Origin of the sequence: Klebsiella scottii (assembly GCF_036561945.1) — a bacterium.
Classification (GTDB): Bacteria; Pseudomonadota; Gammaproteobacteria; order Enterobacterales; family Enterobacteriaceae; genus Klebsiella; species Klebsiella scottii.
Window position 1 is genome coordinate 2,848,573 of record NZ_JARXNI010000020.1, and the last position, 25,682, is coordinate 2,874,254.

At 60.5% G+C, this 25,682-nt stretch carries 20 protein-coding genes; 8 read left to right on the top strand and 12 right to left on the bottom strand.

The annotated features are described in order from the left end of the window. Positions 1–7: 7 nt before the first annotated feature. Genes QFI97_RS21070 through QFI97_RS21080 form a run of 3 tightly spaced genes read right to left on the bottom strand, consistent with a single transcriptional unit; the run spans position 8 to position 6,976 of the window. Positions 8–3,100 (bottom strand): efflux RND transporter permease subunit, encoded by a 3,093-nt coding sequence (locus tag QFI97_RS21070; RefSeq protein ID WP_346431921.1) that lies wholly within the window; start codon positions 3,098–3,100, stop codon positions 8–10. A 13-nt stretch (positions 3,101–3,113) separates the two neighbouring features. Next, positions 3,114–4,193, bottom strand: a complete 1,080-nt coding sequence (locus QFI97_RS21075) for an efflux RND transporter periplasmic adaptor subunit (protein ID WP_331850601.1) — start codon at positions 4,191–4,193, stop codon at positions 3,114–3,116. A 59-nt stretch (positions 4,194–4,252) separates the two neighbouring features. Further along, on the bottom strand, positions 4,253–6,976 hold the full coding sequence (locus tag QFI97_RS21080) for a cation-transporting P-type ATPase (protein ID WP_346431922.1): 2,724 nt from the start codon (positions 6,974–6,976) through the stop codon (positions 4,253–4,255). 498 nt (positions 6,977–7,474) lie between these two features. On the opposite strand from QFI97_RS21080, the gene QFI97_RS21085 reads away from it, so the two are divergent. Then, positions 7,475–7,723 carry a DUF1158 domain-containing protein gene (locus tag QFI97_RS21085; RefSeq protein WP_095094806.1) on the top strand — a complete coding sequence of 83 codons (249 nt, stop codon included), beginning with the start codon at positions 7,475–7,477 and terminating at the stop codon, positions 7,721–7,723. Here QFI97_RS21085 and QFI97_RS21090 read toward each other — a convergent pair. Beyond that, positions 7,652–9,274 (bottom strand): alpha/beta hydrolase-fold protein, encoded by a 1,623-nt coding sequence (locus QFI97_RS21090; RefSeq protein ID WP_331850603.1) that lies wholly within the window; start codon positions 9,272–9,274, stop codon positions 7,652–7,654. The genes QFI97_RS21085 and QFI97_RS21090 overlap by 72 nt on opposite strands. 154 nt (positions 9,275–9,428) lie before the next feature. On the opposite strand from QFI97_RS21090, the gene QFI97_RS21095 reads away from it, so the two are divergent. Next, positions 9,429–11,573 (top strand): TonB-dependent siderophore receptor, encoded by a 2,145-nt coding sequence (locus tag QFI97_RS21095; RefSeq protein WP_331850604.1) that lies wholly within the window; start codon positions 9,429–9,431, stop codon positions 11,571–11,573. 36 nt (positions 11,574–11,609) lie between these two features. Here QFI97_RS21095 and QFI97_RS21100 read toward each other — a convergent pair whose 3' ends face one another. Beyond that, positions 11,610–11,951: a RamA family antibiotic efflux transcriptional regulator gene (locus QFI97_RS21100; protein WP_041144482.1), complete on the bottom strand. Its 342-nt coding sequence runs from the start codon at positions 11,949–11,951 to the stop codon at positions 11,610–11,612. A 32-nt stretch (positions 11,952–11,983) separates the two neighbouring features. Continuing rightward, positions 11,984–13,084: an MBL fold metallo-hydrolase gene (locus tag QFI97_RS21105; protein WP_095094802.1), complete on the bottom strand. Its 1,101-nt coding sequence runs from the start codon at positions 13,082–13,084 to the stop codon at positions 11,984–11,986. A 192-nt stretch (positions 13,085–13,276) separates the two neighbouring features. Between QFI97_RS21105 and QFI97_RS21110 the strand changes: the two genes are divergently transcribed. The 3 genes from QFI97_RS21110 to nfsB all read left to right on the top strand — a co-directional run bounded on the left by QFI97_RS21110 (position 13,277) and on the right by nfsB (position 15,019). Continuing rightward, on the top strand, positions 13,277–13,858 hold the full coding sequence (locus QFI97_RS21110; RefSeq protein ID WP_095094800.1) for a TetR/AcrR family transcriptional regulator: 582 nt from the start codon (positions 13,277–13,279) through the stop codon (positions 13,856–13,858). Next, positions 13,858–14,226 carry an MmcQ/YjbR family DNA-binding protein gene (locus tag QFI97_RS21115; protein ID WP_095094798.1) on the top strand — a complete coding sequence of 123 codons (369 nt, stop codon included), beginning with the start codon at positions 13,858–13,860 and terminating at the stop codon, positions 14,224–14,226. The genes QFI97_RS21110 and QFI97_RS21115 overlap by 1 nt, the downstream gene beginning before the upstream one ends. 139 nt (positions 14,227–14,365) lie before the next feature. Continuing rightward, positions 14,366–15,019: an oxygen-insensitive NAD(P)H nitroreductase gene (gene nfsB, locus QFI97_RS21120; RefSeq protein WP_095094796.1), complete on the top strand. Its 654-nt coding sequence runs from the start codon at positions 14,366–14,368 to the stop codon at positions 15,017–15,019. A gap of 100 nt (positions 15,020–15,119) precedes the next feature. Here nfsB and QFI97_RS21125 read toward each other — a convergent pair whose 3' ends face one another. Further along, positions 15,120–15,986, bottom strand: a complete 867-nt coding sequence (locus tag QFI97_RS21125; RefSeq protein ID WP_095094794.1) for a helix-turn-helix transcriptional regulator — start codon at positions 15,984–15,986, stop codon at positions 15,120–15,122. Positions 15,987–16,095: 109 nt separating this feature from the next. Here QFI97_RS21125 and QFI97_RS21130 point away from each other — a divergent pair, with 109 nt between their 5' ends. Beyond that, complete coding sequence (locus QFI97_RS21130; protein ID WP_095094791.1) at positions 16,096–17,523, top strand: MFS transporter; 1,428 nt, start codon at positions 16,096–16,098, stop codon at positions 17,521–17,523. A 77-nt stretch (positions 17,524–17,600) separates the two neighbouring features. Next, positions 17,601–18,845, top strand: coding sequence for a mechanosensitive ion channel family protein (locus QFI97_RS21135; protein WP_095094789.1), 1,245 nt, complete (start codon positions 17,601–17,603; stop codon positions 18,843–18,845). 2 nt (positions 18,846–18,847) lie between these two features. Here QFI97_RS21135 and QFI97_RS21140 read toward each other — a convergent pair whose 3' ends face one another. Continuing rightward, positions 18,848–19,828, bottom strand: a complete 981-nt coding sequence (locus tag QFI97_RS21140; RefSeq protein WP_095094787.1) for a LacI family DNA-binding transcriptional regulator — start codon at positions 19,826–19,828, stop codon at positions 18,848–18,850. 307 nt (positions 19,829–20,135) lie between these two features. Here QFI97_RS21140 and QFI97_RS21145 point away from each other — a divergent pair, with 307 nt between their 5' ends. Further along, on the top strand, positions 20,136–20,552 hold the full coding sequence (locus QFI97_RS21145) for an Exc2 family lipoprotein (RefSeq protein WP_346431924.1): 417 nt from the start codon (positions 20,136–20,138) through the stop codon (positions 20,550–20,552). 40 nt (positions 20,553–20,592) lie between these two features. Here QFI97_RS21145 and QFI97_RS21150 read toward each other — a convergent pair whose 3' ends face one another. The 4 genes from QFI97_RS21150 to pheP all read right to left on the bottom strand — a co-directional run bounded on the left by QFI97_RS21150 (position 20,593) and on the right by pheP (position 25,555). Next, the gene (locus QFI97_RS21150) at positions 20,593–21,744 is read right to left on the bottom strand and encodes a Gfo/Idh/MocA family protein (protein WP_346431925.1); all 1,152 of its coding nucleotides are present in this window, start codon (positions 21,742–21,744) and stop codon (positions 20,593–20,595) included. Next, positions 21,741–22,769: a sugar phosphate isomerase/epimerase family protein gene (locus QFI97_RS21155; RefSeq protein ID WP_346431926.1), complete on the bottom strand. Its 1,029-nt coding sequence runs from the start codon at positions 22,767–22,769 to the stop codon at positions 21,741–21,743. Before QFI97_RS21155 ends, QFI97_RS21150 begins: the two co-directional genes overlap by 4 nt. A gap of 17 nt (positions 22,770–22,786) precedes the next feature. After that, entirely contained in the window at positions 22,787–24,028 is a 1,242-nt protein-coding gene (locus QFI97_RS21160; RefSeq protein WP_346431927.1) for an MFS transporter, read from the bottom strand. A 150-nt stretch (positions 24,029–24,178) separates the two neighbouring features. After that, complete coding sequence (gene pheP, locus QFI97_RS21165; RefSeq protein ID WP_346431928.1) at positions 24,179–25,555, bottom strand: phenylalanine transporter; 1,377 nt, start codon at positions 25,553–25,555, stop codon at positions 24,179–24,181. Positions 25,556–25,682 lie beyond the last annotated feature (127 nt).

The window sequence follows — 25,682 nt, forward strand, 5'->3', positions numbered from 1 at the left end:
GCCGGACCTACATCCGGCGGTGTCCCCACTCGCGCAGGCGCTGAAAGAGCACGAACAGCGAGGGAATAAACAGAATGCCAATCAGCGTCGCCACCAGCATGCCGCTGAACACGGTGGTGCCGATAATCCGCCGACTCTGCGCCCCGGCGCCGGTGGCGAACATCATCGGCATGATCCCGATAATAAAAGAGACCGCGGTCATCAGCACCGCGCGAAAGCGGCGGATAGCCCCTTCCCGGGCGGCGTCGGCTATCGACATCCCCTCTTCGCGCTTCGCCCGGGCGAACTCGACGATCAGGATCGCGTTCTTCGCCGCAAGGGCGATGAGCAGCACCAGGCCAATCTGCACGTACACGTCGTTGGCGTAGCCGGCGATCCACAGCCACAGCAGCGCCCCGCCGATGGCGAACAGCACCGACAGCATCACGCTCGCCGGCAGCGTCCAGCTTTCATACTGCGCGACGAGGAACAGCCACGCCATCGCCACCGCCGCCAGCACGATCCAGATAGCCTGATTACCGGTCTGCTGCTCCTGCCACGAGATCCCGCTCCAGGCGTAGTCGTAACCTTGCGGCAAATTGGCCTGCAGAATCTCCGCCATCGCGGCCATCGCCGCGCGGCTGCTGACGCCCTCTCCCGCCGAGCCGCTTATCGATACCGACGGGGACTGATTGTACTGCTGGATAAACGGCGCCCCCACCGCCGGGGTGACGGTGACCAGATTGCTCAGGCGCACCCGATCGCCGTGGTTGCTGCGCACGTAGAGCTCGCTTATCTGCTCCGCCCGCTCGCGCCACTGCATCTCGTTTTGTATCACCACGTGGTAGACCCGATTATTGATGCTAAAGTCCCCGGCGCGGGTGCCGCCAAATGCCGTTTGCAGGCTGCTGAAGATCCGCGAAACCGGGACATCCAGCCGGGCGGCGCGATCGCGATCGACGCTCAGCGTCAGCTGCGGCACGTTGCTGCTCCAGGTGGTAAAGACCCGGTTCAGCTGCGGATGCTGATTGGCAATTTGCAGCACCTGCAGCGCCACGCGCTCCAGCTCCGCCGACGATTGTCCGGCCTGGGCCAGAATGCGCAGGTTAAAGCCCGAGGCGTTGCCCAACCCCGGCAGCGTCGGCGGCGCAAAGGCCATAATCGTCGCCTCCGGCAGAGCCAGCAGCTGCCCCTGCAGCTTGCTCATCACCTGCTCCAGCGGCGGCCGCAGGTGCCAATCTTTCAACATCACCGAGATAAACCCGCCGTTTGAGGCGCTGGTGCCGTTCAAAATATTGAAGCCCGACACCTGAATCACATCCTCCACCGCCGGATTGACCAGCAGCAGCTCGCGCGCCTGGGCCATCACTGCTTCGGTGCGCTCCAGCGAAGCCGCCTCCGGCAGCTGAACGCTGGCGAAAAAGTAGCCCTGATCTTCCTCGGGCAGAAAGCCCTTCGGCATGGTGCTGAAGCTGAACGCCACCACCCCGGCGGCCAGCGCGACCGCCGTCAGCGCCAGCCACGGACGGCGGTTCATGCGAGCGACGATCGCCCCGTAGCCGTCGCGCAGGCGATCGAGGCCGCGATTGAACAACCGCCAGACGGCCGCGGGCTGCGCCGGACGCGGGCGCAGCAGCAGCGCGCACAGGGCCGGCGTCAGCGTCAGCGCCACGATGCTCGACAGCGTGACCGCCGTGGAGAGGGTGACCGCAAACTGGCGATAGAGCTCGCCGACAATGCCCGGCAGCAGCGCCACCGGCACAAACACCGCCAGCAGCACCAGGGTGGTGGCGATAACCGGCCCGGCGATTTGACGCAGCGCCAGGGCGGTCGCCTCCAGGCGGCCCGCGCCTTCCGCCATCTGGCTTTCGACGCTCTCCACCACCACGATGGCGTCGTCCACCACCATCGTCAGGGCGAGGATAACGGCAAACAGGCTGAGGGTATTGGCGCTGTAGCCCAGCAGATAGAGCACCGCGAAGGTGCCGATCAGCGATACCGGGATCGCCAGGGCGACAATCAGCGTCGCCCGCCAGCTTTGCAGGAACAGCGAAACCACCGCGACTACCGCCAGCAGGGTGAGCACCAGCGAAACGCCAATCTCTTTGATGGTCGCCGACACAAAGCGCGTGGTATCGAACTTCACCTCCCAGGTGAGATCCGGCGGGAAGCGCGCGTGTAGCCGCGTGAGCTCGGCGCGCACCGCGCTGGCAACCTGCAGCGCGTTGGCGGTCGGCGTGGGATAAACCCCGAGATAGGCCGAGTCGCGACCGTTGAGCTGCGCGCCGGAGCTGTAGCTGCGCGCGCCGAGCTCAATAGTCGCCACCTCGGAAAGGCGCACCAGCTGCCCCTGCTCGCCGCTGCGGATCGCTATCTGACCGAAGCTTGCCGCATCGCTCAGACGCCCGATACCGTTGATGGTCAGCGTTTGCTGCTGGCCGTTAAACACCGGCGGCGTTCCCACCTGCCCGGCGGCGCCCTGCACGTTCTGCTCCCGCAGCGCCTGGGCAATATCTTCGCTGGTGACGTTCAGCGCATTCATGCGATCCGGACGCAGCCAGACGCGCATGCTGTAGTCGCGGGCGCCGAACATCTGCACTTCGCCGACGCCCGGCAGCCGGGCCAGCGCCTCGCGCACCTGGGTACTGGCATAGTTGCTGACAAACAGCGGCGAGAGCGTTTCCGTCGGCGAATAGAGGCTGATCCCCATCAGCAGATTGGTCGCCCGCTTGCGCACCTGCACCCCGTTCTGCTGCACCTCGGCGGGCAGCTGCGCCACCGCCTGCGAGACGCGGTTTTGCACATCGATCGCCGCCAGATCGGCGTCGGTGCCGGCCGCAAAGGTCAGGCTCAGGCTGTAGGTCCCCTCATCGGAGCTGGTGGACTCCATGTACAGCATATGGTCAACGCCGTTGAGCTGGGTTTCCAGCGGCGCGGCGATCGCCTCGGCCACATCTCCCGCGCTGGCGCCCGGCCAGCTGGCGCTGACGCTGATCACCGGCGGCGTAATTTGTGGATATTGCTCAACCGGAATCAGCTTCAGCGACACCGCGCCGATAAAGGTTATCAGCAGCGCAATCACCATCGCAAAGCGCGGGCGACGGATAAAAAACGTCAGCATCCCTTCTCCTTCCTTATTTCAGTAGCCGCACGGCCGCACCGTCACGCAGGCGCTGTACGCCTTCCGTCACCACGCGCTCGCCGACATCCAGCCCCTGCGCTACCGCGTAGCGCTGCCCCTGCTGCGCGCCCAGCGTCACCCGACGCAGCGCGACGGTGTCATTTGCCGTCAGCACCCAGCAGTAAAAGCCCTCCACGTCCTGCTGCACGGCCGCCAGCGGGATCGTCAGGCTTTCCTGCTGCTGGCGCGGGCGCAAAATCACCGTCACGCTGCCGCCCGGCAGCAGGCGATGCTGCGGATTGGCAAATTCGGCGCGCATCACGACGCTGGCGGTGCGGCTGTCGATGCGGTTATCAACCGAGGTCAGCACGCCCTCTTCGCGCTCGCCGCCCGGGGCGATCTGCGCCTGCCACGCCTGCTTCAGCGCGCCAATATCGTCGTGCTGCCCCGCCTTGCTATAAAAAGCGCTTTCATCTAAGGCGAAAGAGACGCGGATCGGATCAAGCTGCACGATATCCACCAGCATGCCGCTGGCCGGATTCACCAGGCTGCCGACGTGAAAGAGGCTGTGGCCCACGCGCCCGGTCACCGGCGAATCAATGCGGGTGTAGCCGAGCGTAATCTGTCCGGCGGCAACGCGCGCCCGCGCCTGCTCCACGGCGGCGGCGGCGACATCGCGCTGCATCTGCGCGTTATCGACATCGTTGCGGCTAATCGAGTGGTTGTTTTTCAGGCGCTGATAGCGGCTAAGCAGCTGTTCGGCCTGGCGCAGCGAAGCCTGCGCGCTTTTCAGCTCGGCCTGCGCCAGCGCCAGCGCGGCGCGGGGCTGGGCGTCATCGAGGGTAAACAGGCGATCGCCTTGTTTGACGTACTGTCCGTCCGCAAAATGGCGCTGGACGATCGCGCCTTCGGTACGGGCGCGGATCTCGACCGCGTGAATCGCCTCGACGCGTCCGGGAAGCTGACGTTCATCGACATGGGCGGTGCGTTCGACGGTCGCCACGCGGACCGGGATCGCCGGCGCGGCGGCGGCGCTGAGGGTGCAGCCGGCCAGGCCGCAGGCCAGTAAGGCGCAGCGGAGTATTTTTTTCATGAGGGGAATTCCTTGCTGACGTTATCGCGTCCCTCCCGGACGGGGAGGGACGCGAAGGTTCAGGCGGTTTTACGCCAACGGCGGGTCAGGCGTTTCTCAACCTCCACCACCAGGAACATCACCATGCCGATGACGAGGGTGATAAACCAGTAGCGCAGCGGCAGCCCTTCGGTGCCAAACATCGTCTGCATCACCGGGACGTAGATGATGACCAGCTGCATCAGCAGCAGCACGCCGCTCACCAGCCAGATGCCTTTATTACGCAGCAGGCCCATGTTCAGCGAGAAGCTGTCGCTGCTGCGGCAGTTAATCATATACACCCACTGGGCGGTCACCAGCATCTGCAGCAGCACGGTACGGATAAACTCCGGGCTGTGGCCGCGCGGCGCCAGCCAGGCCTCAAGGATAAAGGCGGCGACGGCGATCATCGTGCCGACGAACGCCACCCGCCAGACGGCGAAGGCATCCATCACGTGCTGGCCGGTTTTACGCGGCGGACGGTTCATGGCGTTGCGCTCGGCGGCTTCAAAGGCGAGGCCGAAGGAGAGCGTGGCGGAGGTCGCCATGTTCATCCACAGGATCAGCACCGGCGTCAGCGGAATAATGTTCCCCGCCAGCAGGGCGATGATAATCAGCAGCCCCTGCGCCAGGTTGGTGGGCATGATAAACAGGATGGTTTTCTTCAGGTTGTCGTAGACCCGGCGCCCCTCTTTTACCGAGCTGGCGATGGTGGCAAAGTTGTCGTCGGTCAACACCATATCGGCGGCTTCTTTGGTGACTTCCGTCCCTTTAATCCCCATCGCAATACCGACGTCGGCCTGACGCAGCGCCGGCGCGTCGTTAACGCCGTCGCCGGTCATCCCGACCACTTCGCCGTTATCCTGGAGAGCCTTCACCAGGCGCAGCTTATGCTCCGGGCTGGTGCGGGCGAAAATATCGTACTCTGCGGCGACTTTTGTCAGCTCGGCATCATCCATGTGCTCCAGCCGGTAGCCGGTCATCGCCTGGCTGCTGTTGGTGATCCCCAGCATCTGGCCGATGCTCATCGCCGTCTGCGGGTGATCGCCGGTGATCATCTTCACGCGGATCCCCGCATTCTGGCAGGCGTGAATGGCGTCGATGGCTTCCGGACGCGGCGGGTCCATCATCCCGGCGATGCCGAGGAACACCAGGCCTTCGCGCAGATCATCGTGGGTCAGCGTCGCGCTGCCGGCGGCCGCCGGCTTGCTGGCGGCGGCAACCATACGCAGGCCCTGACGGGCGAAGCGCGCCATCTCATCTTCCCAGTACTGCAGCTCGAACGGTACCGCGCCCTGCTTGCTCATCTGCTGGCGGCACATGGCGAAAATAACGTCCGGCGCGCCGGTAATCAGCTCCCGCGCCTCATCGCCAATCTGCTGCAGGGTGGCCATATATTTGTACTGCGAGTCGAACGGAATTTTGGCAATCAGACGCGTGTCAACCGGCGCCAGCTGCGCTTTCGCCGCCAGCACCTTCAGCGCGCCTTCGGTTGGCCCGCCGGTAATGCCCCACAGCCCGCGCTCGTCCTTGATGATCTGGCTGTCGTTACACAGGTCGATGGTCCGCAGCCAGCTTTCCAGCACGCTGCCCGGCTTAATCTGCACCGGCTCGTCGCTGCCTTCGAGGCAGATATCGCCCTGCGGCTCGTAGCTGTCACCTTCGACGCGGTAGCAGCAGTCGGCGGTAACGATCGCTTTGACGGTCATTTCGTTCATCGTCAGGGTGCCGGTTTTATCCGAGCACACCACGGTCATCGCCCCGAGGGTTTCGACGGTCGGCAGCTTGCGGATAATCGCCCGCTGCCGCGCCATCGCCTGTACGCCCAGCGATAAAATAATCGAGATGATGGCCGGTAAACCTTCCGGTACCGCGGCCACCGCCAGGCTAATCAGCGACAGCAGCAGTTCGCCAATCGGGATGTCGCGCAGCGCCAGGCTAAAGATGAACAGCGCGGCCATCATCGCCAGGATGATGACGAAAATCGCTTTTCCGAGCTTGTCCATCTGCACCAGCAGCGGCGTGCGGTGCTTCTCAATCCCCGCCATCATCTGGTTGATATGGCCGAGCTCGGTCTCCTGGCCGGTGGCGGTCACCACGCCAACGCCGGCGCCGGCGCTGATGGTGGTGCCGGAGAACAGCATATTGGTGCGATCGCCCAGCGGCAGCTCGCCCTGCAGCGCGTCGGTGGTCTTATCCACGACCGTCGATTCGCCGGTCAGGATCGCCTCCTCCACCCGCAGGCTGTGGGTTTCAATCAGGCGCATATCCGCCGGGACGCGGTCGCCGGCGCGCAGAATAACGATATCGCCCGGCACCAGCTCGCGGGTCGCCACGGTTTCGTGCCTGCCGTTGCGCTGCACCCGCGCATCGCTGGAGAGCATATTGCGAATGCCCTGCAGGGATTTTTCGGCGTTGCTCTCCTGCACGTGGCCAATCAGGGCGTTGATAACGGTGACGCCAAGAATAACCAGCGTATCCACCCAGTGGCCCATCACCGCGGTGAGCGCGGCGGCGGCCAGCAGGACAAAGATCAGGACGTCGTTAAAATGCGCGAGAAAGCGCAGCCAGCCCGGCTTGCCTTTCTTTTCCGGCAGCGCGTTAGGGCCATAGGTTTCCAGGCGCTCTGCGGCCTGGGCGGAAGTCAGGCCGTCGGCACGGCTCTCTTTCTGCGCCAGAACATCAGCCACGGTCTGCTGATAAGCCTGACGGGATGCGGCCTCTCCCGAAAGGGGCGCGTTGCGGGGATTTATCATTCTGGTCAAATTAAATTTTCCTTATAAACTCCGTGATTCGGAAAGCCTGAAATCATTTCTGGCCAATGAACGATTATAATTTCACGGGGTGCAAGAGATTACCCAAGGGCAACTTTTAATCTCTCGCAAAAATCAAAATATGTGATAAGTTATTTCTCTAAGCAACTATTACAGAAGATTAATAAACCTATATTAAACGAGGCCTATTATGTTTGGAATCTACCGCGGACGCCGCCTGGTGCTGTACATCCTGCTGGCTATCATTATCGCCACTCTGGTGGGCTACAGCACCTATAGTTTTGTAAAAGCGACGATCTAATAATGACTTTAATTTACATTAAAGTGTTATTAACTTAATCACAAAAGTCTCCATTTAAATTAACAGAAAAATTAAAATTGAAGTATCAGATATAATACAGAGAGGAGAAAATAATAGCCGGCGAAAGAATATTGCGTTAAAGAATATTTTGCCCGACAATATGTTTTTTAACTGACGATTAACAAGTAATGAAACATCCGCTTGAAACGCTGATCTCTGCCGCCGGTATCCTGCTGCTGGCTCTGCTCTCCTGCCTGCTGCTGCCGGCCCCCTCCCTTGGGCTAACGCTGGCGCAGAAGCTGGTTGCGACCTTTCACCTGCTCGATCTCAACCAGCTCTACACCCTGCTGTTTTGCCTGTGGTTTTTAGCGCTTGGCGCGATTGAATACGTGGTGCTGCGCTGGATCTGGCGCCGCTGGTTTTCCCTTGAGCGTTAGTCCGGTAAAATCGCGCATCCCCGCCACCAGCGCCTCGCACCATGCGGCATAATCGTGGCCGCTGGAGGAGGGGTGGAAGCTGACGCGATAGCCTTTGTCGCGCAGCACCTGCTCAAACTCCAGCGTATTGGCATAAATCCCGCCGTCCGGCCCCGAGCTCTCAAACTTACCCGCCTGCAGCCAGAAGCGCACCGGATAGCGCGGCGACTGCTGATACTGCCGCGTCAGCCAGCTCGCCTCCTCCCCCTTCGGCGCCCACCAGTACGAACCCGACAGGCTGAGCACGTTGGCGAACTGGCGCGGATAGCGCAGCGCCACCCATGAAGCGGCCAGGCCGCCGTAGCTCGAACCGGCGACCACGGTTTTTTGCCGCGTCAGGCTCAGCCCCTGCTGGCGCAGCCAGGGCAGCAGTTCATGGGCCATAAAGTCGGCGAAGAAGGGGTTGGGCGGCAGCTCTTTTGCCCGCCGCGGGTGATCGAGGCTATCGATAAACACCACGTTAACCGGCGGCAGCGCGTGGCTGGCGATCAGGCTATCGAGGACGTTGGCGAAGTGGTATTCATCCTGGTAGGTTTTGCCATCAAACAGCATCAGCGTCCAGCGCGCCGGCTGCGGCAGGCGCGGGCGATAGATCGATACCTCCCGACTATTTTGCAAAAAGTCGCTGTACAGCTGATGGCGGGTCAAGGTGCCGTAGCGCAGCGGCTGCGCCATCCGCTGCGGGGTGCAGAAACGCGCCGGATTGAGGGCCAGCAGCGAATAGCGGTTCCAGCGATCGCTGGCGGCGTTGACGCTTTGCGGATTCAGCGGATCGGCCTGGGCACTGACCAGAATCGCCCGCCGCTGGTCGCGCGCGCTGCCGTCAATCACCGGCACGTCCGGCGCCAGCTTGTACTGCATCAGCGTATCCGCCGGAACGACGTAGCTGCGGAACCAGACGTCGGAGCTGCCGAGACGAAACAGCGGATCGTGATCGCCCGCCGGCGATCCCAGAATAAACACGTTGCGGCTCGCCCCGCGCCACAGGAAGGTGACGCGCTTATGGCTCGCGTCCAGCGCCTCAACCATCGGCGTCCCCTCCTGCTCGCGCTCCTGCCAGAAGCCCGCCGTTGAGCCTCCCGCCGCCAGCTCCCGCATCAGCAGCTGCAGACGCGGGCTAACGGGGTCCAGAGGCTGGTTTTTTGCCAGCGCGGTCGTCTCCTTCATCCGCCACTGAAAGCGCCAGCGGGTGCCCTCTTCGCCGTGCAGCACCAGCGCCGAAGGGCGGTTGACCGGCAGAGAGAACAGCAGCGTCTGTTCGCCGTCCGCCGGCCCGCCCGCCAGCAGCGTGCGCAGACGGCGGCTGTGCTCATCGAGCAGACGGGCATCCGTCACCCCAGAAAGGGTCGCGGTGACGTAGTTTTCACCCAACGTCGGCAGGTCAAAACAGACCTCACCGCTGGCATCGAATTTTCCCTGCAACTCTCCCTGCAGCGAGGGAGACTCGCAGTTCATTGCCGCCGCCGGTAGCGCGCTCATCCCCACCAGCAGACCACTCCATGCCATCTTCATTGCCCGATTATCCCTGTAAGAATTTGTTAACAACGCTAATGCAAATGGGAATGATTTGCAATAACATCCAGGAGGTTAGTGATGACCGTTAGATTTTCCCTTAGCGGAAAAACGGATTTCTATGGCAATTAAAACCAAGGATATAGCAGAAAATATGTTTAAAAATAATAATATAACAAAAATCTGGGTCACGGGTCTGGCGCTGGCTTCATGCGCGGGGCAGGTACGGGCGGCGGAGGAGACGCTGGTGGTCACCGCGGGCAGCGGCGAAGATCCTACCGCGCCGCTCAGGGGCATCGTGGCGACAAAAACGCTATCGGCCACCAAAACCGCCGCCGAGCTTATCAAAACGCCGCAGTCGGTCTCGGTGGTCACCCGCGATCAGATGAAGGCCCTCGACGTTACCTCGGTATCCCAGGCGCTGCGCTACAGCGCCGGCGTCTTTACCGAGTATCGCGGGTCCTCCAACCGCAATGACGAAGTCTTCGTTCGCGGCTTCAGCTACGTGCCAAAATATCTCGATGGCCTGAGCTACGGCGCCACCGCCTCATCGCAAACCGGCACCTTCGACCCGTGGCTGCTGGAGCGCGTGGAGCTGGTGCGCGGCCCGGCCTCGGTGCTGTTTGGTCAGGTCAATCCCGGCGGGCTTATCAGCATGACCAGCAAACGCCCTACCAGCCAGCCGGTTCACGAAGTGCAGTTCCGCACCGGCAATAACAATCTGGCCGAAGGGGCCTTCGATTTTGGCGGCCCGCTGAACGATGACGGCAGCCTGCTGTATCGCCTGAACGGTATCGGCCGCAGCCAGAATAACCAGATCGACGACTACAAAGAGACGCGGATGGCGATTGCGCCGGCGCTGACCTGGTATCCAAACCAGGCCACCCGCTTCACGCTGCTCACCAGCTATCAAAAAGATCCCGATGCCGGCTACCGTAACTTCCTGCCGCGCTACGGCACCGTCAGCAGCGTCGACGGCAGCTATATTCCGCGCGATTTTAACGTCAGCGACCCTAACTATAATCAGTCGTGGCGCGAGCAAACGATGATCGGCTATGAGTTTGAGCATCAGCTTAACGACACCTTCACGCTGCGCCAGAACGCGCGCTACGCCACCATCAAGCAGAAGTATCGCTATCTGGTGTACACCACCAGCGACGCCAACAGTTCGGTACTGTCGCGCCGCGCCCAGCGCGAGGAGCGGCAGACCGATGAGTTCGGCATTGATAACCAGCTTGAGGCGCAGTTTACCAGCGGCCAGCTGACGCATACCGCCATCGGCGGGCTGGACTATAAGACCAGCAAGGATAAACAGTACCTCGGCCGCGCCGGCGGATCGCAGTACGATCTCGACTGGCGCCATCCGGCGTACGGCGTTAACGTCGACGAAAGTACCTTCAGCACCGCCAGCGATGAGCAGCAGAATCTCGACCAGCTGGGCGTCTATCTGCAGGATCAGCTGAGCTGGGAGAACTGGGAGCTGCTGCTTTCCGGCCGCTATGACTGGGCGGAGGTGCGGACGACCGATTTTACCGACGCCAGCCGCAGCCAGAAAAACGACAGCAAGTTCACCTGGCGCACCGGCCTGCTGTACGCCTTTGATTTCGGCCTCTCTCCGTATATCAGCTACAGCACCTCCTTTGAACCTAACCTGCAAACCAACCGGGCGCCGGGAGTCGGTCCGTTCGACCCTAGCGTAGGCAAGCAGCTGGAGGTGGGCCTGAAGTATCAGCCAAACCAGAATGCGCTGATGACCCTGGCGATGTACGACCTGACGCAGAGCAACGTCGCCACCTACAACAGCGCGGCGGGATGGTTTGAAAACAGCGGCAAAGTGCGTTCGAAAGGGATTGAGGCCGAGGCGCACGCCACGGTATTCGACAACCTGAACCTGATTGCGTCCTACACCTGGACGGACGCCGAAACCGTCAGCACCACCGTGGCGGGAACCGAAGGGAAAACGCCGGCGCGTATCCCGACTCATATGGCGTCGGCCTTCACCAGCTACACACTGCCGAGCGGCGCGCTGAAAAGCCTGACCGCCGGGGTAGGCATGCGCTATATCGGCACCAGCTACGGTGACGCCAAAAACACCTTCAAGGTGCCGTCGGTGGATCTGTATGACGCGATGGTGAGCTATGAGTTAGGCGAGCTTAGCCCGCGCCTGCAGGGGGCGAAGGTGCAGTTCAACGTGAATAATATCGCCGATACCAAATACGTCGCATCATGCGCCAGCGATAGCGCGTGTTTCTACGGTATTGGCAGAACGGTAACGGCGACGGTGAACTACGCCTGGTAAGAAAAGCATCCGCCGGTCTCCCCCGGCGGATGCGTCTCAATGGGCGCGATGGTGGTTTTCTTTACGGTAGGCGCCCGGCGGCTGGTTAAACGTCCGGGTAAAGATGCGGGTAAACGTCTGCTGCGAATCAAAGCCGTATTTCAGGCAGATATCGTAAACCCGCTGGTCGGTATCGCGCAGATCGCGCGCCGCCAGCCGCAGCTTACGTTCACGAATATAGCGCCCCAGACTCTCCCCTTTATATTGTAAAAACAGTCGTTGCAGATGCCATTTTGAGTAACCGGAGTGGCGAGCAATATCATCAATACGCAGCGGCTGATGCAAATTGTCATCAATCCACCCGACGATAGTCTCAATCACCTGAGCGGAAATAGTCATAAGTCCTCTCTCCTCTTGAACCATACTGGCGATTACTGCCACCAGGCATTAAATGATTGTGTCTTATCAGCGACCCAAACCGGCTCGCCCAGCATTGGCGTCAGCAAACGCCATGCGCGTTTTTCACTGGCCGCAGCCAGCCGTTTATAGGGGTCGTCCCAGCTGTGCTTTGCCAGCACGAAACGCCCGGCATGTCCCGGCAATACCGCGCGAGCGCCGAGATCGTCGGCAGCCTGCGCCGTCTCATCCGGCATCATATGAATATATTTCCAGTCCTGGTCGTACTGGCCGTTTTCCATAATCGCCAGATCCACCGCGCCAAACCGCTCGCCGATGGCCTTGAAATGCGGGCCATAGCCGCTATCGCCGCTGTAGTAAATTTTCTGCTGCGGCGTCACCAGCATAAAGCTGGCCCACAGCGTCTGGTTGCGCTTGAGGCCGCGCCCGGAGAAGTGGCGGGCCGGCAGCACGTGCACGGTGAACTCATCGCTGATCTTCACCGACTCGTTCCAGTCCGCCTCGCTGATAATCGCCCCGTCCATTCCCCAGTAGCGCAGGTGTGAGCCGACGCCAAGCGGCGTAACCACGCGCTTAATTTTCGGCATCAGCGCTTTGATGGTTGCGTAATCGAGATGGTCGTAGTGGTCGTGCGAGATAATCAGCAGATCGATTTCCGGCATCTGCTCGGCGCGCCACGGGTAGTCACCCGGGAAGGCTTTGTTGATAAACGAAAACGGCGCGGCATAGTTGCTGAAGACCGGGTCAATCAGGATACGTTTGCCCGCCAGTTGCAAAAACCAGGAGGAGTGGCCGAGCCACACCATCGCGTCCTGCCCTGCCGGAAGGCTGGCAAGATCGGTATTGACCAGCGGCAGCGGCTGCTGTGGCCTGGCGTTTTCGCGTTTAGTCACCAGAAAATCCCACATCGCGGCCAGCATATTTTTCTGTCCGGTAAAGCTCGGCGTGGACAGCTGGTTATGAAACTGGCCGTCATGATAGTGCGGCGATTGTTCAACGAGGCTAAGCTGTGCGCCCTGTGGCGCCTTACCAAACCCGGCATTTAACACAAACGGTAAAGCTGTTGCTGAGGCTAATAACATGATGGCGACCACGCTGACAATGACACGGTTCATATTCGGACCAGGCTCAACCCTCTGTCCCAAAGGTTTTGCTACTATAAGACTTGATTATGAGTGAGTAAGCACTCATTATTAGGAAGAAGACGAAAGTCGTCAAGACGATTTTCAATTTTTGACATACACCGTTGCAGTGCCATGACCAGGCATGCTTAGATCCGGGTTTAATTACGTGCGAGGTAAAGCGCAGTGGCTCGTCCTAAGAGTGAAGATAAAAAGCAGGCGTTACTGGAGGCCGCAACCGCCGCCTTCGCCCAGTCAGGTATTGCCGCCTCAACGTCGGCCATAGCCCGCAGCGCGGGGGTTGCCGAGGGGACGCTGTTCCGCTATTTCGCCACCAAGGACGATCTGCTCAACGAACTGTACCTCTCTATCAAATCGGGTTTGGTTGCCTCGATGGTGGCCGGGCTGACGCCGAACGAGAAGCGTCCAAAAGAGAACGCGCGCAATATCTGGAACAGCTATATCGACTGGGGTATTCGCAGCCCGATGGAGCACAAGGCCATCCGCCGGATGGCGCTTAGCGAAAGGATCACCGACGAAACCCGCACTCGCGTTAAAGAGATGTTCCCCGAACTCAACGAGATGTGCCAGCTGTCGATAAAGGCTATCTTTCAGAGCGACGCCTATCGCGCCTTCTGCGATGCGCTGTTTCTGTCGCTGGCGGAAACGACTATCGAATTTGCCAGCCACGACCCGCACCGCGCCCGGGAGCTGATCGCGCTCGGGTTTGAAGCCATGTGGCAGGCGCTGCATGAGGATGCCGCCTGATGACACCTGCATCACTGCACGCCAGCGCCCACCGAATGGCGCTGGCCTACCCGTTTACCGAGCACTGCTGGCCGTTCGGCCCGGAGTACGACGTGTTTAAAGTGGGCGGACGCATTTTTATGCTGACCACGCACATTCGCGGCCGGGCGCTGGTGAATCTGAAGGCCGAGCCGCAAAAATCGCTGCTTAATCAGGAGATTTATCGCAGCATTGAGCCGGGCTACCACATGAACAAGAAGCACTGGATTACCGTAGTTCCCGGCGCCGACATCAGCGAAGATCTGCTGGCGGAGCTGATTGACGACTCGTGGAACCAGGTGGTGAACAAACTGCCGAAAAAAGTCCAGCAGCGGCTGCGCCCTGAATGATTTTCAGCGCAGCGCGATAAGTGTTATCGCATTTTTGTCTCTTATCATTTCCCCGGCATCGCTGTACTCTTCCTTCACCGAACGCTCCGTAAGGGGCTGTAAACTCAAATTATCTTGAGATTAAACCTGAGGAAGAGTTATGGATATCGTTTCTGTCGCCCTAAAGCGCTACTCCACCAAAGCATTTGACGCCAGCAAAAAACTGACGGCAGAACAGGCGGAAAACCTGAAAACGCTGCTGCAGTTCAGCCCGTCGAGCACCAACTCCCAGCCGTGGCACTTTATCGTTGCCAGCACCGATGAAGGCAAAGCGCGGGTAGCTAAAGCGGCCAGCGGCACCTACGTGTTCAACGAACGTAAAATTCTCGATGCTTCTCACGTGGTTGTTTTCTGCGCAAAAACCGAGCTGGACGATGCCTGGCTGGAACGCGTGGTCGATCAGGAGGAGGCCGACGGCCGTTTCGCGACGCCGGAAGCGAAAGCGGGTAATCACAAAGGCCGCACCTTCTTTGCCGATATGCACCGCAAAGATTTTAAAGACGCTAACCACTGGATGGCCAAACAGGTCTATCTGAACGTCGGTAATTTCCTGCTCGGCGTGGCCGCAATGGGCCTCGATGCGGTGCCGATTGAAGGCGTCGATTTCGCGATCCTTGATGCTGAGTTTGACCTCAAAGCGCAGGGCTATACCAGCCTGGTGGTGGTGCCGGTTGGCCATCATAGCGTCGAAGACTTCAACGCCGCGCTGCCAAAATCACGCCTGCCGCAGGCGACCACCATTACCGAGATTTAATCTCGCCCCGCAGAAAGCCCGGGGGCGGCGCTCTTGCGCCCTCGCCCGGGCCGGCTTCACGCCCCCGACGCCGACTTCAGGCGTCTGAAATCCGCCGGCCCTACTGGTTATCCAGCCACGCCAGCGCCCGCTCGCCGGCCTCATCCATCGGCAGATAGACCAGCAGCCGCGAGCCGTTGCGCGGCGCCGAGTACCAGTACATCTGCTGCAGGCTGAAGCGCCCCAGCTGCGGATGGTTGAAGTTTTTCACCTGATTTTCCACGCCGCGGACCTCGTAGCGCTGGTGCCAGAGCGCCTCAAACTCCGCCGAGGCGGCGAAAAATCGCGCCAGCTTATTTTCCCATAGCGGATCGCCCCGATGCTCGGCCATCGCCGCGCGGAAATAGGAGACAAACGTCGCCAGCACGTCGCGGTTTTCGATCCGGCTGCGCCAGGTTTCGTTGGTCAGATAGAGATAGATGCAGTTGCGGTCTTCCTCGGGGAGGGTGGCGAAATCGAGGCCCATCAGCCGGCAAAAGCTCTCGTTCCACGCCACGATATCAAAGTTCGGTTTCTGGATACTGGCCGGCTGCGGCATCAGGCTATCGAGCATCCGCCGGGTGCCGGGGCTGATCCCTTCGCAAACCGTAACCTGGGCGGCTTCCGGCGGCGTCACTCCCGCCAGCACAAACAGATGCCGGGTCTCCAGCGGGCTGCACTGCAGCGCATTCGCCACCGCGGCCAGCACCGATTCAGAGGGATTAACGTCCCGCCCCTGCTCCAGCCAGGTGTACCAGGTGACGCCGACGTCGGCGAGCATCGCCACCTCTTCGCGGCGCAGGCCGGGCGTTCGCCGCCGCCCGACGCGCGGCAGGCCGAGACGCTGCGGATCGAGGCTCTCACGGCGGGCGCGCAGAAAGGCGCCCAGCTGCTTACGGCTGTCATCGGGCGCGACCGGCAGCGGCGCGCGTTGCGGCATTACGGTCATATGACCTCCAGCATGGTAGTGCCAATACCAGTATAAGCAGGAACTGGTACCCGTTTAATTTATCGTTGATGCTACGTCCATCCGCTGAATGACGCAATGGAGAGATCCAATGAATTCGTCTGCTGTTTCACCCGGCCGCGCCGGTTTATTTCTGCTGTTGACCGGTCAGATGCTGCCGCTGATCGATACCTCAATTACCAACGTCGCGCTGGATTCAATCACCCGCTCGCTGGACGCCAGCGCCACCCAGCTGGAGCTGATCGTCGCGCTCTACGGCGTCGCTTTTGCCGTGTGCCTGGCGATGGGCAGCAAGCTTGGCGATAACTACGGTCGCCGGCGCCTGTTTATGTGGGGCGTGACGCTATTCGGTGTCGCTTCGCTGCTCTGCGGGATGGCCAACTCCATCGGCGCGCTGCTGGCGGCCCGTACGCTGCAGGGCGCCGGGGCGGCGCTGATCGTCCCGCAGATCCTCGCCACCCTGCACGTCACCCTCAAGGGCACCGCCCACGCGCGCGCCATCAGCCTCTATGGCGGCATCGGCGGGATTGCGTTTATCGTCGGTCAGATGGGCGGCGGCTGGCTGGTGTCGGCGGATATTGCCGGGCTGGGCTGGCGCAACGCGTTCTTTATCAACGTGCCAATCTGCCTGCTGGTGCTGGCTTTCAGCCGCCGCTACGTACCGGAAACGCGCCGCGAAGGGCGCTCCAGAATCGACTGGCAGGGCACCTTCAGCCTGGCGCTGATCCTCTGCTGCCTGCTGTTCCCGATGGCGCTGGGGCCGGAGCTGCACTGGCCGTGGACGCTGCAGCTGATGCTGGCGGCGGTGCTGCCGCTGCTGGCATGGATGCGCGTAAGCGCGCTGCGCAAACAGCGTCGCGGCGAGCAGCCGCTGCTGCCTCCTCGCCTGCTCAGGCTCACCAGCATCCGCTTCGGCATGGCAACCGCCCTGCTGTTTTTCAGCGCCTGGTCCGGCTTTATGTTCTGCATGGCGCTGACCATGCAGGCCGGAATGGGCATGGCGCCGTGGCAGTCGGGCAACAGCTTTATCGCCCTTGGGGTGGCCTATTTCGTCTCCGCGCTGTACGCGCCAAAGCTGATTGCCCGCTACAGCATGGGGCGAATTTTGCTGATCGGCCTGACGGTGCAGATTATCGGCCTGCTGCTGCTGATGGCGACCTTTTATCATTTCGGCACCCGCACCTCGGCGCTGGCGCTGGTCCCTTCCACCGTGCTGGTCGGCTATGGCCAGGCGCTGATCGTGAACAGCTTTTACCGTATCGGGATGCGCGATATTAGCGCCAGCGACGCGGGGGCCGGCAGCGCGATCCTCAGCACGCTTCAGCAGGCCTCGCTGGGGTTGGGCCCGGCGCTGCTGGGTTCGCTCTTTTTAGCCCTCGCCCGGCGCAGCGGCGGCGACTACGCGCTGGCGCTGATCGACTTTCTGGCGGTTGAGGTCGTGATGATGCTGCTACTCGGCGCCATCGCGCTGCGCCTGCGTCACCATCTTAATATCCGCCCGCTGGTCGCCGCCTCATAGTTCATCGGCGCGTAACCGGAGATTTGCATAATAGACATCCAGCGGTCATCATAACCGCTGGATGTAAAGGAGACGTTATGCAGGAATTAATATCGCAAATCGCCGCAGCAGGCATCAAAATTACCCCTACGACCTCGCTCATTATTATCTTCGGCATTATTTTTCTGACCGCAATCATTGTCCATCTTATATTGCATAAGGTAGTGCTACGGACCTTCGAAAAGCGCGCGCAGGCCAGCAGCCACCTGTGGCTGCAAATCATTACCCAGAACAAGCTGTTTCACCGGCTGGCCTTTACCCTCCAGGGGATTATCGTCAACGTGCAGGCGGTTCTGTGGCTGCAAAAAGGCAGCGAAGCCGCCGACATATTAACCACCTGCGCTCAGCTGTGGGTGATGATATATGCCCTGCTGTCCTTCTTTTCGCTGCTGGACGTGGTATTCAATCTCTCGCAAAAATTCGCCACCGCGTCGCAGCTGCCGCTGAAGGGCATATTCCAGGGCATTAAGCTGGTCAGCGCCATTATCATCGGGATTCTGGTGATTTCACTGCTGATTGGTCAGTCGCCGGCTATTCTGATTAGCGGCCTTGGCGCAATGGCCGCGGTCCTGATGCTGGTATTTAAGGACCCTATTCTCGGCCTGGTCGCCGGCATCCAGCTCTCCGCCAACGACATGCTCAAGCTCGGCGACTGGCTGGAAATGCCGAAATACGGCGCCGACGGCGCGGTTATCGATATTGGCCTGACGACGGTAAAAGTCCGCAACTGGGATAATACCATCACCACCGTGCCGACCTGGTCGCTGGTTTCTGACTCCTTTAAAAACTGGAGCGGAATGTCAGCCTCCGGCGGCCGCCGAATTAAGCGCAGCCTGAATATTGACACCACCAGCATCCATTTTCTCGATGAGCAGGAGCAGCAGCGGTTAATTCAGGCAAAGCTGCTGAAACCCTATATGAACTCGCGGCATGAGGAGATCAGCCTGTGGAATCAGCAAAATGCCGCCGATCTCTCGGTGCTGAACCTGCGCAAGATGACCAATATCGGCACCTTCCGCGCCTATTTGCAGGAGTACTTACGCAACCATCCGCGGCTGCGTAAAGATATGACGATGATGGTGCGCCAGCTGGCCCCGGATGCCAACGGCCTGCCGATTGAGATCTACTGCTTCACCAACACCGTGGTCTGGGCGGAATATGAGAGCATTCAGGCCGATATCTTCGACCACATCTTCGCCGTGGTCGACGAGTTTGGCCTGCGCATTCACCAGTCGCCTACCGGCAACGACATTCGCTCGCTGGCCGGGAGCATCGGCTCCTGACCTCAGGCACTGGCGCGGATAATCACGCGCCAGTCCATCATCACCCGCTCGGCTTCCGCCGTCGGGTTATCGATTTTCTTCAGCAGCAGGGTCACCGCCGTGCGGCCAATATCGCGCGAGGGCTGCTCAACGGTGGTCAGCTGCGGCGAGACCATCTCCGCCAGCTCGGTGCCGTCAAAGCCGATCACCGCAATATCTTCCGGAACCCGCAGCCCGGCCTGGGCAATAGCCCGCAGCGCGCCGGCGGCCAGTGAATCCGCCACCGCGAAAACCGCATCAGGCCGCTCTTTCGCCGCCAGCAGGGTTTCCATCGCCGCTTTGCCGGCCGCCGCGCTGAGTTCGCTGGCATAGGCCACCTGCTGATAGCTGAGATCCCGCACGTGCAGCACGCTTTTATAGCCGCGCTCGCGCAGGCGGGCGTAGCGATAGCTCAGATCGTGGTTAATCAGGGCGATACGCTGACGACCGCTCTCCGCCAGACGCAGCACCGCCCCCTGGGCCGCATCAAGATCGTTAATCCCCACGCAGGAGATATTGCCGGCATCGGCGTATTCGGCGCACTGCACCCACGGCGCGTCGCCGATAAGCGTGGTCAGCTCCGGCAGGCTGGCGAGCGCGTTCATCGTAATGACGCCATCAACCATTTTCCCGGAGAGCAGCCGTAATCCGGAGGTCGAGCGCGCCAAATCGGAGCCGGAATGGCAGAGTAAAATACGATAACCGTGCTTTTCGGCCTCTTCTTCTATCCCCTTCACCACCTCGGCGCAAAAGGGATTGGCGATATTTGAGACCATCACCAGGATCATATAGCTGCGGGCGGTGCGCAGCTGGCGGGCCAGCAGATTAGGCTGATAGTTGCTTTCCGCAATTGCCTGCAGCACGCGCTCGCGATTTTTCTCTTTAACGGTCTCGCTGTTATTGAGCACGCGCGATACCGTCGCCACCGAGACGCCCGCCAGACGAGCAATTTTCTGAATTGACATAGGGGCTGCACTTCCTGCGATAAGCGTAATATGACGCAGGCTATCATAAATGAGCGTGCCGCAGGCATCCAGCATCGTCGGGAGCGGCACGATGGCCCGCCCGGGCCGTAAAATCGTTCGCCGCTGCGGCTGCGGCGAAAAACTATCAATTATCAGGGCTATTCTCTTCTGCCGTTTACGCTGTCTTTTTTTTATGCAAAATAGGTCCAAAAGAAGATAAAAACAGAGCGTTATTTACGCCTCCGATTAATTAATAATTATTAAGTTTCAAATAGTTAAACCACTCATAGTTAGGGATGATGTTACAATGAAATTAAAATCAACGATTATCGCCATCGCCTGCACGGCGGCCGTTCTTTCCGGCTGCAGCGCCTCAAAGCCTTCCCCCGAGCGCCACGCCTACTATTTTGTCTCCCATCGCTCCGATTTTGTCGGCGGTAATTTTGCCGTCAATGTCCAGGATAATTACCGCTTAAATCTGCCGACGTTCAGTAAAATCTATCAGCTCGGCAAAGAGGATCGCGCGGCGGGAATGAGTGAAAGCGACGCCAGAAGCAGGGCCGAGCAGATTAAGCAGCAGGCCAGCCAGGGGACGAAGACCGAGCACTCTTTTGACCGTAAGTCTGACGATAAGTGGACCTCATCGATGGAGGATAAAGACGCGCAGCTGTTTGGCCGCGAGCTTTCCGCCGCCTATCTCGATGGCTATCTCGGCGTGAAATAGCCCGTCAATGCGCCGCCTCAGGCGGCGCATTATCCCCACGCTACCTCTCGACGCTGACCCAGCGCTGCTGCTGATGGCTGCGCAAAATAGCATCAACGATATACATCACGTCCGCCCCTTCATAAAACGATGCGAACCGCCGGGAGCGCGCATCCGGCATTGTCCCGGCGCGCACCGCCTGGTAGAAGCTCAGCATCATGTTTTTGAAGGCGTCGGGCCAGCCTTCGATATGACCGGCGGGGAAGTGCGCGCTGCCGGCAACGTCCCGCTGCATCAAGGTCGGATCATCGCTTAGGATCTGATTTGGCTGCCCGCGCTGGCCGACCCATAGCCGCTGGGGGATCTCCTGATCCCACGCCAGGGCGCAGGCGCTGCCGCTGATTTCAACCGTCAGCTGATTCTTCCTGCCGGCGCTCACCTGCGAGACGCTGAAGCAGCCTTTGCTGCCGTCATCAAAGCGCACCAGCACCGATCCCCGATCTTCGGTATCCACCGCCCGCTCCTCGTCGCCCTGGCCGTCATCCTGCAGGCCGAAGGTCGCATCGCCTTGCGAAGCCGCCCGGCGGGTCGGCCATACCGTAGAGAGGTCGGCCATCACCTCGGTGATGCGGCGTCCGGTCATAAACTGCACCGTATCGCACCAGTGCGAGCCAATATCCGCCATCGCCCGTGACGCCCCGCCCAGCGCCGACTCCACCCGCCAGTTGTAGTCCGTTTGCAGCAGCATCCAGTCCTGTAAATAGCCGCCGTGCGCCGAAAACAGCCGCCCGACCAGGCCCTCACGGATCATGCTGGCCGCCTGCTGAACCATCGCATACTGGCGGTAGACAAAGCTCACGCCGTGCACCACCCCGGCCTTTTCCGCCAGCGCCACCAGCTCGCGCGCCTCTTCCGGCAGCATGCACAGCGGCTTTTCCGAGAATACGTGCAGCCCGGCGCGCAGGATCTGGCGATTAATCCCGGCATGCAGATGGTTCGGCGTGCAGTTATGCACCACCTGCAGGCCCGGATGAGCCAGCAGGCTTTCGACGCTGCCGTAAGCATGGGCTACGTTCAGCTGCCGGGCCTTTTGCTCCGCCTGCGCCAGGCTATGGTCGCCCAGCGCCACCACCTCTATATCGCCTACCCGGCGCAGCGCCTCAATATGCGCCGGGCCGATAAACCCGCTGCCAATAATGCCGACCTGAATCATCCCTGCACCTCGCTTCCTGCGGCAAAATCGTCAAACGCGCGCCCGGAGACCGGAATGATATGGCGGCGGATAAATTCGCTGCCCTCGCGGGCGCCGGCTTCCGCCTCTTTCAGGCAGCACTCCCACTCCAGCACCGCCCAGCCCGCATAGTCATACTCGGCGAGCTTGCTAAAAATACGCTTAAAATCGATCTCCCCGTCCCCCGGCGAGCGGAAGCGCCCCGCCCGCTGGAGCCAGTTCTGGTAGCCGCCGTAAACGCCGCAGCGGCCGTCGCGGCGGAACTCCGCGTCTTTGACGTGGAAGGCTTTTATCCGCTGATGATAGATGTCGATGTAGGCCAGATAGTCCATCTGCTGTAAATGCAGATGGCTGGGGTCATAGAGCATATTGCAGCGCGGGTGGTTATCAACCAGCTGCAGAAAACGCTCAAAGGTCACGCCATCGTGCAGATCTTCGCCGGGATGAATTTCGTAACACAGATCCACCCCCTGCTCGTCAAAGCAATCGAGGATCGGCCGCCAGCGGCGGGCCAGTTCGCTAAACGCGTCCTCAAGCAGCTGCGGGTTGTGCGGCGGCCAGGGGTAAAAATAGGGCCACGCCAGCGCCCCGGAAAACGTGGCGTGCGCCGCCAGGCCTAATCGCCCGGAAGCGATCGCCGCCTGTTTCACCTTTTCGCTGGCCCACCGCTGACGCGCCTGCGGATTTCCGCGCAGCGCCGAGGGCGCAAAGCCATCAAACGCCGCGTCGTACGCCGGATGCACCGCCACCAGCTGCCCTTCCAGATGCGTAGACAGCTCGCTAATCACCAGCCCGCGATCCGCCAGCCGCCCCTTAACGTCGTCGCAGTAGGTCTGGCTGGCGGCCGCCTGCTCAAGGTCAAAGATCGCCGGATGATTGCACGGGATCTGCAGCGCGCGATAGCCCAGACCCGCGGCCCACTCCGCCAGCCCGTCGAGGGTGTTAAACGGCGGCTGCGCGCCGATAAACTGCGCCAGAAAAATGCCCGGCCCCTTGATAGTTCTCATCACCACCTCCGAAATAATTAGTGCTGCTCTTTCTCACGATACTGGAAAGAGAAAAGGAAAATCAGTGCGATAACGGCCGCCGCGATCGCCGGGATCCACCAGAAGGTGACCCACGCCTGCGGTACGGCCTGTCCGGCAACCAGCTGGTTATACAGCGCCCCGGAGATTTGCGAACCGAGCAGCATGCCGATGCCGTAGGTGAACATCACAATCATGCTCTGCGCCTGGCCTTTTACCTTTTCTCCCGCCACCCTGTCGGTATAGATAAAGCCGACGACAAAGAAAAAGTCGTAGCACACGCCGTGCAGCAGGATGCCGAGATAAAGCAGGAAGCGCCCCTCTTCGCTGACGCCAAGGGCAAAGAAGGCGTAGCGGACGAACCACGCCAGCATCCCCACCAGCAGCATATATTTCACCCCGAGGCGACGGAACAGCAGCGGGATCACCAGCATAAAGACGATTTCCGACATCTGACCGAACGACATCGCGGTGCTGACGTCAGCCACGCCGGCATCCGCCAGGTATGAGGCGGTGTAGGCGTAGTAGGTCCCCAGCGGAATGGAGATCAGCGTGGCGCACAGGCAGAAGATAAAGAAGTGGCGCGTTTTCAGCAGCGCAAAAGCATCGGCGCACAGCAGATCGCGAAACTTCAGCGGAATGCCTTTCGCCGGCGCCGGGGTATGGGGCAGCGTCAGGCTATAGAGCGCCAGCGCCACGGAGCACAGCGCCGCCAGCCTGAAGATCGCCGTGGTATCGGAAATGCCGGTGACGCCGATACAGATCCCGGCGATAATCCAGCCGATGGTGCCGAAGACGCGCACCACCGGGAAGGTTTTATCGACGTTCGCCAGGCTGTGGAAAGCGATATTATTGGTCAGCGCCAGCGTCGGCATATAGCACAGCGTATAGCCAAACAGCAGGCCGATCAGCAGCGCGCCGTTTTGCGCAACCAGCGCCTGCGGGACAAACCACAGGATCGCCGCCCCCGCCAGGTGCATCACCGCCATCACCTTCTGCGACGGGAAGAAGCGATCGACCAGCATCCCCAGCACAAACGGCGATAAAATTGAGGCAATCGGCCCGGCAGAGAACGCATCGCCGATCAGCAGCGCCATATCGTAGCGCGTCATCACCAGGCCGAGGGTGACCGACCAGCTCCCCCAGATAAAGAATTGCATAAACATCATTAACGACAGGCGCGGCACCAGAAACCGGTGCTGTACGCGGGCACTTTCACGACCTTCAGCTGTTGATACCATTTTGACCGCCCTCAAAAAGTAATCGATTACAAAACCGCTCGACAAACAAAGTAATCGATTACAAAAAGAAGATCCTTAAGCAAATGCGCTAAGCGCGAAGAAGATCACAATAAAGGGTAACGGCTCCGCCGGACGACGGAGCCGCGGGCGTTACGCCGGGCGGCGCAGCAGCCTGAAGACGATAAACAGGAACAGGATCCACACCGGCAGCAGAATGGCCGACAGCCGCATTCCGTCGATAGTGCACATCAGCACCAGAATCAGCGCCAGGAAGGCGATGCAGAGGTAGTTTCCGCCTGGCGCCAGCAGCGCTTTAAACTTCGACTCCCGCCCCTTACGACGCTGCGCGGCGCGGAATTTCAGATGCGCCATGCAGATCATTATCCAGTTCAACAGCAGCGTCGCCACCACCAGCGCCATCAGCAGGCCCAGCGCCTTTTGCGGCAGCAGGTAGTTGAGCAGCACCACCAGGGAGGTGATCACCCCGGAGAGGATCAGGGAGTTGACCGGCACGCCGCGCTTGCTGACCCGGGCGAGAAACTTCGGCGCGTTGCCCTGCACCGACAGGCCGAACAGCATCCGGCTGTTGGAATACACGCCGCTGTTATAGACCGACAGCGAGGCCACCAGGATGACGAAATTGAGCGCAGAAGCTACCACGTTACTGTCGAGATTATGAAAAATCATCACGAACGGGCTGCTGTCAGATTTGATATCCACCCACGGATAGAGCGCCAGCAGCACCACCAGCGAACCGATATAGAACAGCAGGATACGGTAGACCACCTGGTTCACCGCTTTCGGAATGCTCTTTTCCGGGTTCTGCGCTTCCGCTGCGGTAATGCCGATCAGTTCGAGGCCGCCAAAGGAGAACATAATCACCGCCAGCGACATCACCAGGCCATGCCAGCCGGTGGCCAGGAAGCCGCCGTGACGCCACAGGTTATCGAATCCCGCGTTGCTGCCGCCGTGGCCGCCAAACAGCATCCACAGGCCGAAGCCGATCATCCCGACAATCGCCAGCACTTTAATCAACGCAAACCAGAACTCCGCCTCGCCGTACAGGCGAACGTTCACGAGGTTAACGGCGTTGATGATAATAAAGAAGACCGCGGCCCACACCCAGGTCGGCACGTCCGGAAGCCAGTACTGCATGTAGATGCCGGCGGCGGTCAGCTCCGCCATGCCCACCAGCACGAACATCACCCAGTAGTTCCAGCCGGAAAGAAAGCCGGCAAACGGGCCCCAGTATTTATAGGCAAAGTGGGCAAACGAGCCGGAGACGGGCTCTTCCACGACCATTTCGCCAAGCTGGCGCATGATGAGAAAGGCGATGATCCCGGCGACGGCGTAGCCGATCAGAACTGCCGGTCCCGCCATTTGAATCGCCGGGCCAATGCCGAGAAACAGGCCGGTGCCGATAGCGCCGCCGAGGGCGATGAGCTGGATATGTCGGTTCTGTAAACCGCGATGAAGCATCGGACCGCTTTGTTCTACGGTATCCGACTGCGTTGACGCGTCTTTCACGTCGATCCCCTGTCAGTTTTAGTGAAGGGGGTCCTTTTACACTTATGCTCGTCCGACTTCAAGCCGCAGTTGCGTTTGTTGCCGGCGACGAGGGGCGAGCCGTCCGGGCCCGCCCCTCGCTTTGGCC